Raw genomic sequence first — 13,856 nt, 5'->3', positions numbered from 1 at the left:
CGGTTGATGGACGCGACCGGGACCGCGAAGTGGGGGACGCTCCCCGCCGCGCTTGCGGCAATTCCCGATGCTGCGACGGACGCAAGCGCGGCCGCTACCACGATCCTCCGGGATTACGATGACTATCTCCGCGAGAGGATCGCCTCGGTAAGGGCGGATCAAGCGTCGAGGCTCGCACTTGCCTGATGCCCTTGACGACCTGCACCCATCGCGCCCGTACGCGCGGTGGGTGCAGGCCCGGTCAATCAGTGGCTGTCACGCCGACGGCGCAGCCAGAAGCCAGTCTGTGACAATTGTCTCGAAATCTCCATAGGGGAGGCGATCGCTTTCGAGCTCGAGCGCGGCTGCCAGGTCGGACAAGTTAGCAAGGAATTCGCGGCCGCGAACGACAGATTATGGGGCGCCTTCCTGATGAAGCGCTCTATAGGCAGCTTCCGGTCAGTAGCAGACGTTCGCGGTAGCTGAGCTGAACGATCGGCTTTGGTCGAGTTCTGCCGTCGCTGGGTGGCAGACCTGATGGCAGCTTTCCACCGTTTGCCACCCAGAACCCGCCATTCAGCAAACGGCCCAAAACCTGCCAATCAGCCTCACGGGCCCGGGATAAATTTCGCTACCTGCTGTTCCCAGTGGCTGGGGATCGCATTCGGCCTGAGTACGGTAACTCCATTGAGCCCGGCGCGAATGGAACCGGTCAGAATGGCATCGATCACCTGAGGTGCCAAGAAAGCCAGGCGCACCACGCGGGTGACGTACGAAGGAACGACCTTCTCACGGTCCGCCAGGGTTTGAATATTTACCTCACCAATCGCCAGCTCACCCCACCAGCGGCGCGCTTTGAGGATCAGCCGGATCAGCGACGGGTCGGCCTGCTTTAGCACGGGAGCGCCGTTGTCATGAACCAGGCGCACCACATGTCCGGTCCGGGTGAGCCGGACCGAAGTACTGTGAACGATGGTCTGCTGCACGTCGGGCGATACAGGAATGCCGAGGATTCTGGCGAGACCGGCAGGGGCGAGCTCAATGTCGACCCGGCCCGCATGAATGACGATGCGCGAGACAATGCCTGCCAGCCTCGCATTTGACCGCAGCAGATCAGGAAGCGTTTCGGCGCAGTTCTGGCTGATCGGCGCCAGCATCTCCGGCGTGACCGCAAGCCCGCAAGCCTGCGCGAGGACCAGCGGGTCTCCCAGCAGCGAAGTGATCTCCTGCCGCACAACCTGCTCGATCTCCCGCGCGGGAATGCGCAGCCCGTTCCCGGTCGTCGCCGCCGTGCCGTGCTGCAGCGAGCGGCTCACATAATAGCGATACCGCTGCCTGCCCTTGCGGGTGTGCACCGGCACCAGCGGCTCGCCGTCAGCATCGACCAGCAGCCCTGCCAGCAGGCTGGCAGTCTCTGCCCGTACGGTTCGCTGTCCCTGTACATTGGCAGCAAGCCGCGCCTGCACCCGGTCCCACATAGCCCGCTCGATGATCGGATCGTGGTTGCCAGGATAGACCTTGCCCTTGTGGGGGATGTCACCGGCATAGATCGGGTTCTTTAGCATGTAATAGAGCTGGCCACGGGTGAGAGGACAGCCGCCGAACGACTGACCCTTGCCGGACATACGAGACGGGGATCCAATCCCTTCTGCCACCAGCTGCTCGGCCAGCAAGCGGACGTTGCCGAGCTCCAGGTACCGCGCATAGATGTCGCGCACTATCCGGGCCTGTTCCTCGACGATAGCGAGACTGCGGCCTTCGGGCCGATAGCCGAGCGGCGGGGTTCCACCCATCCACATACCCTTGGCCTTGGACGCGGCGATCTTGTCGCGGATGCGCTCGGCGGTGACCTCGCGCTCGAACTGGGCGAATGAGAGCAGCATGTTCAGGGTAAGCCGGCCCATGCTGGTGGTGGTGTTGAACGACTGGGTGACCGAGACAAAACTGGTGCCCGCGGCATCGAGCGCCTCGACCAGCTTGGAAAAGTCGAGCAGCGAGCGGGTCAGGCGGTCGACCTTGTAGACCACGATGATGTCGATCCTGCCGGCCTTGACCTCGGCGAGCAGGCGCTGGAGGGCAGGGCGCTGGAGTGTGCCGCCCGACAGACCGCCATCATCGTAACGGTCGGGGAGCAGTTTCCAGCCCTCGCCGGTCTGGCTCAGGACATAGGCCGCACAGGCCTCGCGCTGGGCATCGAGTGAGTTGAAATCCTGCTCCAGACCCTCCTCGCTCGACTTGCGGGTGTAGATGGCACAGCGGACGGTTGTCATGCCGCGGTCCTCTTTGCCTTGAGTCCGAAGAAGGCGGGACCCGACCAGCGGGTGCCGGTAATCTCGCGCGCGACCCTGCTAAGCGAAGGCCAGTTTGCGCCGTTCCACATGATCGTGCCATCTTCGCCGATGGTGACCACGTGGAGCGTGCCATTCCACTCGCGCACGAGGCGCATGCCGGGCTGGGCGTCGCGGGTCTCGGTCTTGGCGGCAGCCAGCTGGTCGAGTTTCTGCTGCGTGCGCCGCGAGAGACCGCCGTGGAATGCAGCCTGTAGTTCCCAGCCGAGCGCGTTGCGCAGCAGAGCGGGGCTGACCTTTGGCACGGGCCGGCCGGTGACAGCCGACCATCTGCTGCGCAGCTGCGCTGACGACAGGGTCGTCAGCGCAGCCAGTTCTTCATCGAGCTTCTCGGCCTCCATCATGCCGGCTCCGCGATGCGGTAGCAGGTCACCTCGTCGCGCTTGGCTTTTTCCAGCGTATGGCCCTTCTTGCGCAAGCCCGTGAGCACGGCGCGGGTTGAATGGGGCTGCCATCCGGTTTGGTCGATGATCTCGCCCAGCGTTGCGCCTTCGGAGCGGCGCAACAGAGCAATCACCGCATCGATCTTGCTGGGGCGTGGGAGGGGACTGTCAGTGATAACGGGGTTGCTGATGGCTTTTGCCGACCGGGCCATGGGGTGTCTCCTTCTGCAGGAAGCGGCCCAATGCCGTTCCCACCACTCAAAGCCCCGTTCGCTGGCAGGCGTCGGGGTTGCTGCTGGCGAGCACTTGCGACCCGCTGGCTGAGCAACACATGCTCGATCGTGCGGGGAAGTCGAATGGATTGTGCGGCGTTTCGGAAGATATCTGACGAATTACCAAATTGCCGTCGCTCAAGAGGCGATGATGGGGCAATGTCAAAGCAAATGAACCGCCGTTTCCCAAAATGGTTAAACCCGGAAGCATCTATCTCTAACTCGCACTTTGTTTATGCAGTGCACCTTGAATGTTCCGCGCGCGAGGCAGCCAAAGTTGCCCAACTGTGGTGTATCTGGCCGCTCATGAACCAAAGTGCGGTTAGTTTGACATTACCCTTTACCTCGACCGTCCTTCAGGCCAAGCCCAGTCTGATATTGCATTCTTCCGCCATTGGCTGGGTGACATGTTGAAGCGGCGGCGAAAGACGCGAGAGAAATGCGCGCTGTCCTTGAACCCGGAATCAAAGGCGATGCTGGTAACATGGCGCTCATGCTGAGCCATGTCACATAGAGCGGATGCGGCTTTCATGAGCCTGAGTTCGAGGATCTTCGAGGCAATTGTCTCCCCAGTCGCATCGGTGAAGAGCTGATCGAGCCGTCTGCGTGAAATGTTCTGACTGCGCGCTATCGCTTCAGCCGTCAGATCGAAGCAATTAATCCTCTCCTCGATCATCCGGAGGGCCGCTTCAACTCGCCAATGGGGGATGTCCTCGTTATCATCTGCTGGCGACCTGCGCAGGCCGGATGCTAACGCAAGGAAAGCAGCGAGCCAGGCGGAACAATCCACTTCTGAGAACTGGCGATGCCGCTCGAAAGCCTGCTCGAGGTGATGCTGCAGGAGGCTGGCCAATGGGGCATCGGCCGGCAGCCGCCTGCCGCTCAATTCAAGGAAATGCCTCGCCTTCTCAGCGAACAGGACCTGCGGCAGGGTGCAAATCAGCACCTCGGACCCCTCGAGGGACTTGATCGTGAAGTCTAGGTTATTCTGGAGGACCGTCATGTCCCCCGGACGCAGTATGATCTCGCCCTTGGGGTGGCTAAGCTCATGCGTCCCCGACTTGACGATTAGGACGGCGAACAGGGCCTCCTCCTTGCGGATCACGCTGTTATCAATTTCAACTGTATGCGCAGTTGCGCAAACCGAGCCGATCCGAACAGGTCCAATGGAAATCTGCTTCAGGCGGCCATTGAAGCTCTGCCCTTCCGCGGGGGCGACCCGAACCCCTGGGAACGCAAGGTGGACAGAATTTTCCCAAACGCGCGTTCGCAGCGCTGGCAATACCTCGCTCAAGTCGGTCAGGAGATAATCGTATGCCGAGGCCACGTTCATATTGCGCGAATCCCAAGCCCACAAAATTTTTGTTTTTTGGAAATACGATCATACCCTTTTTAGGGCCGCTTTCCAAGACAGCCAAGGACGCGTTCCATTGCGATCAAGCCAATTTGCCGGATTGTCCCTAGGCAGCTGAAACAGACCCAAGCGCCGGGGGAGCGTCCGGGTCGAGATGATAAGCGGATCGACTGGCAAAAATATGGCTCTCAACGGCAAAGCAAGGAAGTGGATCGACCGGAGAATCGCGGCTCTCGATCCTGCAAAAGACTATGCAGAAATCATGTGCTTATCGGTCGTCTATCGATCCAACGACGCCTTTATGGATCTGCTCTACTCGATAACCTTTCCCAACTTCATCGTACCCAATCGCGGAGCTATTGCGGTCCTGCGAGACGGTAAGGGAAAGGTTTTTCGGGCAGCTGAGCGACGCATGGACGATACGGCTCGACATATCCTCATCTGGAACGAGTTCGGTCCTGAGCACGAGTATACGCGGCGCTCGGTCAATGCCTTGAACAGGCTGCATAAGCACTGGTCGGATCGGTATCCGGGGTCATTCGCGCATGATGAGGATTACCTTTACACGATGTGTTACGAGGCGACATTATTCCATCGCCTGTTGCGAAGAGTTGGCCTTGCCGGCCTCTCCGAGAAGGAGAAGCAGGCCTCTTGGGAATTCTATTCGCGCCTTGCACCACAGTTCCGCAATGCAGAAACAGACACAGCCATCAGCGGATTTCCGGGCAGCTTCGAAGCCTGCGTCGACTACGTTGAAAGATACGAGTCCACCAGGTGGCCCCCCAATGCGTACACTGCCTCTATCGATGCCACGCTCATCCAGGCTTTCGCGAAGCGGCACATGCCCAAGGTTCTGCGGCCGATTGGTCGGCAGTTGGTTCTTTCGCTGCTGCCTGAGCGCACCGTGTGCAACCTTGGTCTCGAACTACCACCGCCTTTCGTGCGCAAGTTGTGCAAGCTTGTTTTCGCAACCTATCTGCTTATCGGCATGAAGCTGTTGCGCGATCCAACGCAATCGCATGCGGAGATTATTCGCGAACGCGAAGGACTTTCGGTCGAGCAATATGTGCTAGCGGTAACGGGGTAAGTTCGAACCCCGTTTGCGTACCTCGTCGCCGGCCTAATCGTGATGGAAGGCCGGTGCATGTGGGCACATCCCCTGGAGTCCCCCCTCATGTCGCGCCAGCTTGCGATGGATCGTGACATCGACTTCTGACGGCTTGTCCCTGTCAGCCGCAGCCAACATGCGCCGCCGGTCCAGGTAGCTGACGGTGGGATCCGGGGCGATCCTCGTGGAAAAGAAGAACGCGGATTTCATCAGTCCTACCGCCAGCGTGCGCAGCAGGAGATTGGGGGTGGCTATCCTTTGCACCCGGCGAACTTGCGGCGGCAGGAAGGTTGAAACGATCGCCCTCCCAAGCGGCCACAGAGGCTTGGGAAACCACGTCCTTGCGAAGTGTTCCATTTGCTGCGTGGTATAGGAGTGCCCGGACTGGCTTTCGGGCCAGGGCCGATCAATCCAGTCATCGACAAGCCGCAACATGCCGTCGAAGCTATCCGGGAATGGCGTGTGGTTTAGGACCGGCGAACCATCGGTCGCCAGCCGGAAGTGCTGTGCAATTCGCGCCCAGGCGAGCTGAGTTGCGCGCTGTTCCTTCGGGCTGAACCCGGCGAAACCCAGGCGTCGCTGCAAGGTGTGAAGCAGAGTGGCATTGAGGCACATAATGAAGACGTATTCTTCCGGATCGCCCAGACCGCTGGTGGTGCCCTTACCGAAATGGGCGTGGTACTGATTGACCATTTCAATCGAGATACGCGTGGCTTCGTGGTCTGGACCGTGTTCCAGCCACGACAGCAGGTGACCGTTGGAATCCTCGACGCGCTTGTGCGGCGCCTTAGCGGAAGTGCTGTTCCCGTCTCGCCAAACCTGGTCAGTGGCGGCCGGGTTGATTCCCGCAACCGGGCTCCCTGCGGCAAAGCCCCAATGAGCGACGAACCTGTTCATCCTATAGAGATTGGTAAGCTGAACGATCTCGACGTAATCGACTTCCGGATCGAGATCCGCAATGCGGCGATCGATCCATCTCCACCCTCGTCCCATCTTGCGAAGTCCTTTGATCAGCGTGAAGACGCGAAGATGCCCGGCACGCTATAGCTTTACCACGGGATCATAGGTCGGCAGGCGCAAGGTTCTTGCTTAAGCTGGAACGGGGCCTTTGCAAATCTGGACTGTCGGTCCGACCGGCCCGCGGGCATCAGGTGACGCTGCTGCGCCTATCGTGGCGCATCGGCCGGTAAACTCTTGGTAAGTGCAGCGCGAGGCTGGCTAACCGTCTTCGGCCACTGGCTCGCGATCCGGAGCGACGGCCAAAACAGAAACGCGAATGGCAAGCGTCGCTTCGATCGCCTTGCGGGTATTGATCAGGGCGGCAATCAGATCAGAACTGCCGGTTCTCGAAGCCTCCACAACAAGTGACAGGCTGCCCTCGAGAGTCTGATCGGGACGAAAGACCGGAACAGCTATCCCGCGCTTGCCAGGGTCAATTTCGCCTTCGGTAACGGCAAACCCCTGCTGGCGAATTTGTCGGAGACTGGTTCGAAGCTCTCCGTCGATATCCAGCCCTCCCTCCGGAGATGCCAGGCGCCGGGTTGCCTTGGCGCTGATGTTCGCCAGCAGAACCTTAGACGCCGCACCCTTGTCCAATGGCATCGGTCGTCCGCGCTGATAGCTGACGTCGCCCTTGAGGTGGCCGACCTCTTCCTGGTGAACGCAGATCACCTTGTTGTGGTATAGCCGCGCGAGCAGTACCACGGTGTCGCCGCCCACTTCGTTTGCCAGGCGAACCATTTCCGGCCTCGCTGCGGTGATGAAGGGGTCGTGCAGCCGAAGTTGCCGATCAAGCTGGATGATTCCCGGGCCAAGGACGTAGCGGCCAGCGGCATAAGCAACGATCAGTTCGGAATTGGCCAGGCTGCGGAAATAGCGGTAAGTCGTGCTGACCGGCAGGCCCATAGCCACGGCTGCATCTTCGACGGTCCATTCGGACTTGTCGTCACTGAATAGGTCCAGCACGCCGAGAACCCGGTCTGCGGTGGCCGCCATGAAATTGCTCTCTCCTGCTTGGCCCAATATGTATCCGGACCGGGATCATCATCCCGGTTGGTCCGGGTGGCGTCGCCGGAACGGCCGCAGTAGCCCGCATAGCAAGCGTGGGCTAATGCGGCCACTGGTATCTCAATCGAGCGGGGCGGCCCGGGGGAACCTGTCCAGAAATTCAAAGTACTTCCCAAAGTACAGATCATCCTTGATCAGCTTGGAATCGCCGGGCAGCCGGAGACGCAGACCGTTCAGCACGTATTCGTCTTCCGCAAAGAAGCCGAACAGGAACTGGTCCAGCGCCTCCAGCCGGGCTTCCGCTTCCTCGCGCGTTTCGCCATCCATCTGCTTGACGGCGGCGACCCAGAATGATTCGGACCGACCCGGTTCCGGGGCATTGGTGCAGAAGATTACGTAGTTGTTGGTCGGGATCGGCAAGGCACAGTGTCCAACCAGGCAATTGCCGCCGTACATCCGGTTCCAGCCTTCGGGCGACATGCCGGTGAACGGATATTCAACGGTGTAATCGTTGAATATCACTTTGCCAGGCTTCGCCTCTTCGGGCATGTTATGCACTGCAGTAAGGTGCTGGAAGTCCAGCCCATTAGATCCCTGGATCCAGCTATCGGTCATAATCACGTCTGGCCTTTCACGGGCCATGTAGATGTATTCCGATTCATCGCCATTGAACGTCGGCACCTCATAGAGCGGCTCCGTGCCGTTGAAGACCCAGATCAGGCCCCACTTTTCGGCAACGGGATAATTGTGGATCTTGGCGGCACGCGGCGGGTGCGTGCCTGACGGGATGTGCTTGCAGTGACCATCTGTGCCGAACCGCCAGTGGTGATAGGGACACTGCACCTGACCCTCGACGATTGCGCCATCAGAAAGGTCTGCGCCGATATGCGGGCAGTAAGCGGTCTGGGCGACCGGATTTCCGTCCGGATCGCGGTAGAGAATGATCTTCGAGTCAAGGAACTGGCGCCCCACGATCTTCCCCGGGAGGAGGTCCTTGGCCACATGCAGCGGATACCAAGCCTGAAAATGCTTCCCGTCCTCCCAGTAGCGCGGCTCGCTCCCCGGCTTCATGTTGATGTATTTGCGCACCTTAAACTCCTTGGATTGCAGTGGGGAAGATTGTCAGATCGCCGTGGCGCCGCCGTCCACGGTGACGGCCTGGCCCGTGAGATAGGTCGCTTGGTCCGACAGCAGGAACACCACCGTCCCGGCGATCTCGGCAGGGTTTGCCATGCGTTTCATGGGCGGCATGATCGCCTCAATCATTTCGGGAGCGGCCTGGATAAGGCGCTCGGTCATGCCCGAGCGCGTCAGGCCTGGACACAGTGCGTTTACGCGGATCCCCATCGGTGCGAATTCGACAGCTGCCGTCCGCGACAGTCCGACAACACCGTGCTTCGCCGCGCTGTAGCCCGCATTGAACGGGACCGCGGTGAGGCCGCCCACGGATGCAGTGTTGACGATCGCCCCGCTGCCGGATTTGGCCATGTGGCGCAGCTGCGCGCGCATGGCCAGCCATACGGCCTTGAGGTTGACCGCCATGCTGCGATCGAAATCGGCCTCTTCAATCTCGGTGATCAGCGCAATCGGTGTTTCGACCCCGGCGTTATTGTGCGCACCGTCCAGGCGTTCAAAGGCGGCAAGCGTTGCCTGGACCAACTCCTCGGCAAAACCCGATCGCGACACATCGCCGCAATGAATTTGCGCGATCCCACCGGCCGTGCGGATCTGCGATGCGGTTTCGAGAGCCGTGACCTGCGATATGTCAGAAACCATGACCTTCGCGCCCGCCGCGGCCACGGCAAGCGCGCTGGCCCGCCCAATGCCGGAGCCGGCTCCAGTGACGATAATTGCCTTGCCTTCGAGCATGCCCACAGATCCCATCCCTTGTCAGATCACCGCGGTCTGTCCGCCGTCTACGGCGATAGCGACGCCGGTGACGAACGAGGAAAGCGATGAGCCCAGCCACGCCACCACGTTCCCCACCTCCGCCGGCTGCCCCAAGCGCCGCAGCGGCATTCTCTGCCGCATCGGCTCGAATGCCGCCGCGACGGCGGGAGAGGAATCGACAAGCGCCGTCTGGATAAGGCCGGGACAAACAGCATTGACGCGGATGCCCTCGGGCCCCCACGCGTCGGCCAACGCGGCGACCATCATGTTCACCGCACCCTTGGTTGCGCTGTAGCCGGTGGTGAAGCCGGCGCCGCGCAGCCCGCCCATGCTGGAAATCATAACCACGCTGCCGCCAGTGCCCCGGCGCCGCATAGCGGCAACAGCTGCCTGCGCGCTCATCAGCGCGCCCTCCTGGTTTACCGCGATCAGCTTGCGGAACATCTCCGGACTGATGTCTGGCCCATCCTGAGGTATTGCGATCCCGGCATTGCAGACCATAACATCGACCCCACCAAACGGATCGGCGGCCGCGACAAGCGCAGCAAGATCAGCGCTCGATGTGACATCGGTGCGCAGGAACGTGCTGGTCCCTCCGCTTTGGGCAATCAGGTGCCCGGTGGTTTCACCGCCTTCGCGCGGCTCCTCCGCCAGATCGCCGATCACTACGGCCTTAGCGCCATGGGCAACGGCAGCCAGGGCAATGCCGCGGCCGATCCCGCTTGAGCCACCCGTGACGATTATCACCTTGCCATCAAGCATCCCGGTCATTGGGTATTCTCCCCTGCCATCTCGCGAACGGGGTTCGTGCCGTCCCAGCCAACCGCGGCCTCGTGCATCATCAAAAAAAGGCTTTCCAGCTGCGGCGTTGCTTCGATCACCTCGATCATTCCGGGCAGCAGGCCGCGCGTGTCGAAATAGGCAACGCGGGTGACCCCCACGACCTCGTCGCTAAAGGCCAGGTCGTATGTCTTGGCTGCCAGTCGATCGCAGGCGAGAGCGAAATCCGTGGCGGCGACACCGAAGTGGTGAAAGCCGTGGCCGCGTTGCATGATGGTTTCGAGATAGACCGAAGGGTGATCGTCCTTCGGTTGGATCAGCTCGATCTGCATGTGGCCGGCATAGCCCAGCGCAATGTCGCAGGCGGCTTGCGAGGGCGTTCCGCGATATTGCGGGTTCGGGCCCGAAAGCTGGCGGAAAACAAACCAAGGACCGGCACCCAGATCAGCGGTGAATTGCGCCATTGCCTGTCCGAGATCAGCCACGGTGTAGGCCATCTGGATGATGCCGTCGTCCGGCTGGCCGAAAGCGAGATCGGTCATGCGAAGGGGTCCATGCCGATGAGGATCAGTTCCTCCGGCGGGATGGGGTCCAGCGCCACCCGGACATTGATACAGGCGGGGCGGTTGTCAGTCATCGCCTGCCCCAGGGCTGCCTTGAAGCCGGCCGCATCGTCGACGTGATATGCTGCGGCGCCGAATGCCGCGGCGACCGCGTCATAGTCGCCGTTCTCCAATCTTGTATTGGTGACGCGGTTGGGGCCGACTGCCAACTGCTGGAAGTGTAGGGTCGCGCCCCAGCTGCGGTTGTTCATGATGATCACGATCAGCGGTAGCTTGTGCCGCACCAGCGTATCGAACTCGCCGATGCTATAGCCAACTGAACCGTCGCCAGTGACGAGGATCGTCCTTTTGCCCGCCACCAGGTCCGCCGCCTGGGCACCCACTGCAGTACCAAATCCCACTCCCATCGATCCCAGATAACCGTGGGTCAGGAAGCCGGCCGGCCGGGTCGCGCTGAGGACCTCGGACAGCCACAGATAGGTAAGGGCGCCATCGGCGACCACCGTGACACTTTGATCTACGCACTCGGCAAGAATCTGCGAAGCGGTGAAGGGATGCAGCGCTCCGCCGTCTTCGACCTTACCGGCGATGCTGTCGTACCGCTTCTGCACCAATTCCGTCACCTTGGAGCACCAGTCTGTCCTATCCGGCCAGCCGCGGTCTGCGGCACAACGGGCGAGTTCCTCGATCGACCCGCCGACGTCAGCGGCGATGCCCAATTCGATTGCCTGCAGGCGGCCCAGTTCGCGCGCGTCAGGGTCGATCTGGACCACGGTGGCATCGAGCGGGATCAGCTGGCCCGATCCATGTACGGTGTTTAGCCCGAAGCGGGTTCCCAGCATCAGCACGGCGTCGGGCGCGGCCTCTGCACGACCAAACGAATACAAGTTCTGAATCAATCCGCCGCGAAGCGCGGGAGGTAGGTCCGACAGGAGATTGAATCCCTCGAAATCGGCAAACACCGGAATGTTCGCGGTGGTGGCAAGCGCGGCGAGGTACTTCGCGCTGGCCGAGCGCGACGCCTCGGAACCGACCACGATCACCGGTCGTTCGGCGGCGCGCAGCAAGTCCAGCGTGCGCTCGACATCTGTGGTGGAGGGGCGCGAGCCATTGTTCGACAGACGCAGTTCGGGGATGGCAACGGCATCCTCTTCGACCTGGTTCATCAGCACGTCCCATGGAATATCGAGCAGTACCGGTCCGCGGGGCCCGGCTAGCGCCGTGCGCACCGCCTGCATGACGAGGCGCGGAATGTGGTCAGTCGCCACGACCCGGTGGGCCCATTTGGTCACCGGCTTGGCCATGGCCACCTGGTCCAGCCCCGCCTGGAGGGTGTTCGTCTCGTCATCGCGCAACGGACCGGATCCGGTGATGAAGAGCACCGGCGTACGGTCGAGCCATGCGTTTGCCATCGGCGTAAGCGCGTTGGTGAAGCCGCCTCCAGCCGTGACCAGCGCAACACCCAGCCTCTTTCCAGCACGGGCGTAGCCTTCCGCGGCATGGCCAGCGGCGGCCTCATGCCGCGTGTCAATGATCGGCAGCTCGTGATCGAGACAGGCTTGGAACACCGTATCGATGTGTGCACCGTGCAATCCGAAGATCGTTTCCACGCCCGCTTTGCGGAGCGTGCGGATTAGAAGCTCACCGCCACTGATCATTGCCATGGTGCGTCGACTTTCGATTAGAGGGCCACATTGACGATCTTGGACTGGTTGAATTCCTCCAGTCCTTCGCGCCCCATTTCCGCACCGAAGCCGGATTGTTTGGCACCGCCGAATGGTACATCAAACGGCAGGTCCAAGTGCTTGTTGATCCACACCGTGCCGGTATCGATCTTCATGGCCACCTCGATTGCCCGCTCGGGATTGGAGGTCCAAATCGTACCGCCTAAGCCATATTCGCTGTCGTTCGCCCGGGCGATGGCATCGTCCAGATCATCATAGGCAAGGATCGGCAGAACGGGTCCGAACTGCTCTTCCTGCACCAGGCGCGCGCTATCGGGTATGTCCTTGACGATGGTGGGCGCGATGAAGAACCCTTCACGATCGAGCGGCGCTCCGCCCGCGATGACCGAGCCATTGGCATGCGCGTCGGCAAGAAACTCCTTGAGCTTTTCGAACTGCGCCCTGTTCTGGATAGGGCCGATCTGGGTGCCCTGCTTCGCCCCATCATCGACAACGGCATCGGTAGCCAGCTGGGCCAGTGCGTCGCACAGAGGTTCATATAGGGAGCGCGGAGCGTAGACCCGCTTGGCCGCCAGACACACCTGACCTGCATTGATCGTTGCGGCCTGGAAGATTGCAGGTGCCACCACGCCAATATCGGCATCGTCGAGAACCAGCGCGGCATCGTTACCGCCAAGCTCCAGCGTGATCCTCTTCAGGGTGTCGGCAGCAGCCTGCATAACCCTTTTGCCGGTGCCGGTGGACCCGGTGAACGAAACCTTGGCAATGTCAGGGTGCGACGTGAGCCGGGCTCCAAGATCATTCTGGTCGACGATGACGTTCAGCACGCCGGCGGGAAGTATGTCTGCGGCGGTCTCACCCAGCAGCAGGGTGGTCAGCGGAGTGGTGGGCGCGGGCTTTGCGACCATGGTATTGCCCGAAGAGAGGCCCGGGGCGAGCTTCATCATGAGCAGCAACATTGGGAAATTCCAAGGCGTGATCGCCGCGACCACGCCCAGCGGCGTCCACTGGCGAATGATGCGGCAATCACCGTCGTCGCGCAGCACCTCCGGCTTCAGTTCCATATTTGCGAAGGTGCGTAGCACGGCGATGGCTCCGCCCATTTCGTGTGCGGCCTGGGGCAGGGGTTTGCCCTGCTCCTGAGTCAGCAGGCGGGCAAATTCGTCTGCGCGCGCTTCAATCACATCGGCCCATTGGAGGAGCATCTTGCTGCGTTGCGCGAACGGTGTGGTGGCCCACGTGGGAAAGGCTTTCTTCGCTGCAGCTACGGCCTGTTCAAGCTGAGCCTCATCCGCTCGGGCGCAGGTGGCGAAAACTGCACCTGTGGCCGGATTGACCACGTCCAGTTGCCTGGCGCCATCAACAAGCTGTCCATCGATGAGCAGTTGGTACATCGCACTTCCCTTCACAGTTAGTCTCGCCCGTCACAGCCGCTGCCGCTGGCAACGGTCCCGGGGCGCACTTTGTGCGCGCCCCGGGGTGGTTAT

Annotated in this window: 13 protein-coding genes; 1 reads left to right on the top strand and 12 read right to left on the bottom strand. The window is 61.2% G+C overall.

What is annotated here, in order from left to right; all coding sequences use genetic code 11:
* Positions 1-587 precede the first annotated feature (587 nt).
* The 4 genes from GRI99_RS15455 to GRI99_RS15440 all read right to left on the bottom strand — a co-directional run bounded on the left by GRI99_RS15455 (position 588) and on the right by GRI99_RS15440 (position 4,315).
* Positions 588-2,249, bottom strand: a complete 1,662-nt coding sequence (locus GRI99_RS15455; RefSeq protein WP_160772967.1) for a recombinase family protein — start codon at positions 2,247-2,249, stop codon at positions 588-590.
* Positions 2,246-2,671 (bottom strand): DUF2924 domain-containing protein, encoded by a 426-nt coding sequence (locus GRI99_RS15450; RefSeq protein ID WP_237438391.1) that lies wholly within the window; start codon positions 2,669-2,671, stop codon positions 2,246-2,248. Before GRI99_RS15450 ends, GRI99_RS15455 begins: the two co-directional genes overlap by 4 nt.
* Positions 2,668-2,922: a DUF3489 domain-containing protein gene (locus GRI99_RS15445; RefSeq protein ID WP_160772966.1), complete on the bottom strand. Its 255-nt coding sequence runs from the start codon at positions 2,920-2,922 to the stop codon at positions 2,668-2,670. The genes GRI99_RS15450 and GRI99_RS15445 overlap by 4 nt, the downstream gene beginning before the upstream one ends.
* 400 nt (positions 2,923-3,322) lie before the next feature.
* Positions 3,323-4,315 (bottom strand): helix-turn-helix domain-containing protein, encoded by a 993-nt coding sequence (locus tag GRI99_RS15440; RefSeq protein ID WP_160772965.1) that lies wholly within the window; start codon positions 4,313-4,315, stop codon positions 3,323-3,325.
* Between the two features lie 175 nt (positions 4,316-4,490).
* Between GRI99_RS15440 and GRI99_RS15435 the strand changes: the two genes are divergently transcribed.
* A complete protein-coding gene (locus GRI99_RS15435) occupies positions 4,491-5,423 on the top strand; it encodes an oxygenase MpaB family protein (protein WP_160772964.1) in 933 nt (310 codons plus the stop codon).
* A gap of 33 nt (positions 5,424-5,456) precedes the next feature.
* Here the strand turns inward: GRI99_RS15435 and GRI99_RS15430 are convergent, their stop codons facing one another.
* The 8 genes from GRI99_RS15430 to GRI99_RS15395 form a co-directional block, all read right to left on the bottom strand.
* On the bottom strand, positions 5,457-6,437 hold the full coding sequence (locus GRI99_RS15430) for an oxygenase MpaB family protein (protein ID WP_160772963.1): 981 nt from the start codon (positions 6,435-6,437) through the stop codon (positions 5,457-5,459).
* Between the two features lie 225 nt (positions 6,438-6,662).
* Positions 6,663-7,439, bottom strand: a complete 777-nt coding sequence (locus tag GRI99_RS15425; RefSeq protein ID WP_160772962.1) for an IclR family transcriptional regulator — start codon at positions 7,437-7,439, stop codon at positions 6,663-6,665.
* 132 nt (positions 7,440-7,571) lie between these two features.
* The gene (locus GRI99_RS15420) at positions 7,572-8,540 is read right to left on the bottom strand and encodes a Rieske 2Fe-2S domain-containing protein (RefSeq protein ID WP_160772961.1); all 969 of its coding nucleotides are present in this window, start codon (positions 8,538-8,540) and stop codon (positions 7,572-7,574) included.
* A 33-nt stretch (positions 8,541-8,573) separates the two neighbouring features.
* Positions 8,574-9,320 carry an SDR family NAD(P)-dependent oxidoreductase gene (locus tag GRI99_RS15415; protein ID WP_160772960.1) on the bottom strand — a complete coding sequence of 249 codons (747 nt, stop codon included), beginning with the start codon at positions 9,318-9,320 and terminating at the stop codon, positions 8,574-8,576.
* Positions 9,321-9,341: 21 nt separating this feature from the next.
* Positions 9,342-10,112, bottom strand: a complete 771-nt coding sequence (locus tag GRI99_RS15410) for a glucose 1-dehydrogenase (protein WP_160772959.1) — start codon at positions 10,110-10,112, stop codon at positions 9,342-9,344.
* Positions 10,109-10,663 (bottom strand): VOC family protein, encoded by a 555-nt coding sequence (locus GRI99_RS15405; protein WP_160772958.1) that lies wholly within the window; start codon positions 10,661-10,663, stop codon positions 10,109-10,111. Before GRI99_RS15405 ends, GRI99_RS15410 begins: the two co-directional genes overlap by 4 nt.
* Positions 10,660-12,348: a thiamine pyrophosphate-binding protein gene (locus GRI99_RS15400; protein WP_202393131.1), complete on the bottom strand. Its 1,689-nt coding sequence runs from the start codon at positions 12,346-12,348 to the stop codon at positions 10,660-10,662. Before GRI99_RS15400 ends, GRI99_RS15405 begins: the two co-directional genes overlap by 4 nt.
* 17 nt (positions 12,349-12,365) lie before the next feature.
* A complete protein-coding gene (locus tag GRI99_RS15395) occupies positions 12,366-13,763 on the bottom strand; it encodes an aldehyde dehydrogenase family protein (protein WP_160772957.1) in 1,398 nt (465 codons plus the stop codon).
* Positions 13,764-13,856: the final 93 nt, after the last annotated feature.

It is taken from the genome of Alteraurantiacibacter buctensis (assembly GCF_009827655.1).
In the GTDB taxonomy this organism is placed as follows: domain Bacteria; phylum Pseudomonadota; class Alphaproteobacteria; order Sphingomonadales; family Sphingomonadaceae; genus Alteraurantiacibacter; species Alteraurantiacibacter buctensis.
This window is presented reverse-complemented; position numbering and strand designations above follow the sequence as displayed.

Bases quoted from the DNA above. Each gene is read 5' to 3' on its own strand.
- GRI99_RS15405 (WP_160772958.1), bottom strand. From the start codon at position 10,663: ATGACCGATCTCGCTTTCGGCCAGCCGGACGACGGCATCATCCAGATG.
- GRI99_RS15410 (WP_160772959.1), bottom strand. From the start codon at position 10,112: ATGACCGGGATGCTTGATGGCAAGGTGATAATCGTCACGGGTGGCTCA.
- GRI99_RS15445 (WP_160772966.1), bottom strand. From the start codon at position 2,922: ATGGCCCGGTCGGCAAAAGCCATCAGCAACCCCGTTATCACTGACAGT.
- GRI99_RS15395 (WP_160772957.1), bottom strand. From the start codon at position 13,763: ATGTACCAACTGCTCATCGATGGACAGCTTGTTGATGGCGCCAGGCAA.
- GRI99_RS15440 (WP_160772965.1), bottom strand. From the start codon at position 4,315: ATGAACGTGGCCTCGGCATACGATTATCTCCTGACCGACTTGAGCGAG.
- GRI99_RS15455 (WP_160772967.1), bottom strand. From the start codon at position 2,249: ATGACAACCGTCCGCTGTGCCATCTACACCCGCAAGTCGAGCGAGGAG.
- GRI99_RS15435 (WP_160772964.1), top strand. From the start codon at position 4,491: ATGATAAGCGGATCGACTGGCAAAAATATGGCTCTCAACGGCAAAGCA.
- GRI99_RS15430 (WP_160772963.1), bottom strand. From the start codon at position 6,437: ATGGGACGAGGGTGGAGATGGATCGATCGCCGCATTGCGGATCTCGAT.
- GRI99_RS15425 (WP_160772962.1), bottom strand. From the start codon at position 7,439: ATGGCGGCCACCGCAGACCGGGTTCTCGGCGTGCTGGACCTATTCAGT.
- GRI99_RS15415 (WP_160772960.1), bottom strand. From the start codon at position 9,320: ATGCTCGAAGGCAAGGCAATTATCGTCACTGGAGCCGGCTCCGGCATT.
- GRI99_RS15400 (WP_202393131.1), bottom strand. From the start codon at position 12,348: ATGGCAATGATCAGTGGCGGTGAGCTTCTAATCCGCACGCTCCGCAAA.
- GRI99_RS15450 (WP_237438391.1), bottom strand. From the start codon at position 2,671: ATGATGGAGGCCGAGAAGCTCGATGAAGAACTGGCTGCGCTGACGACC.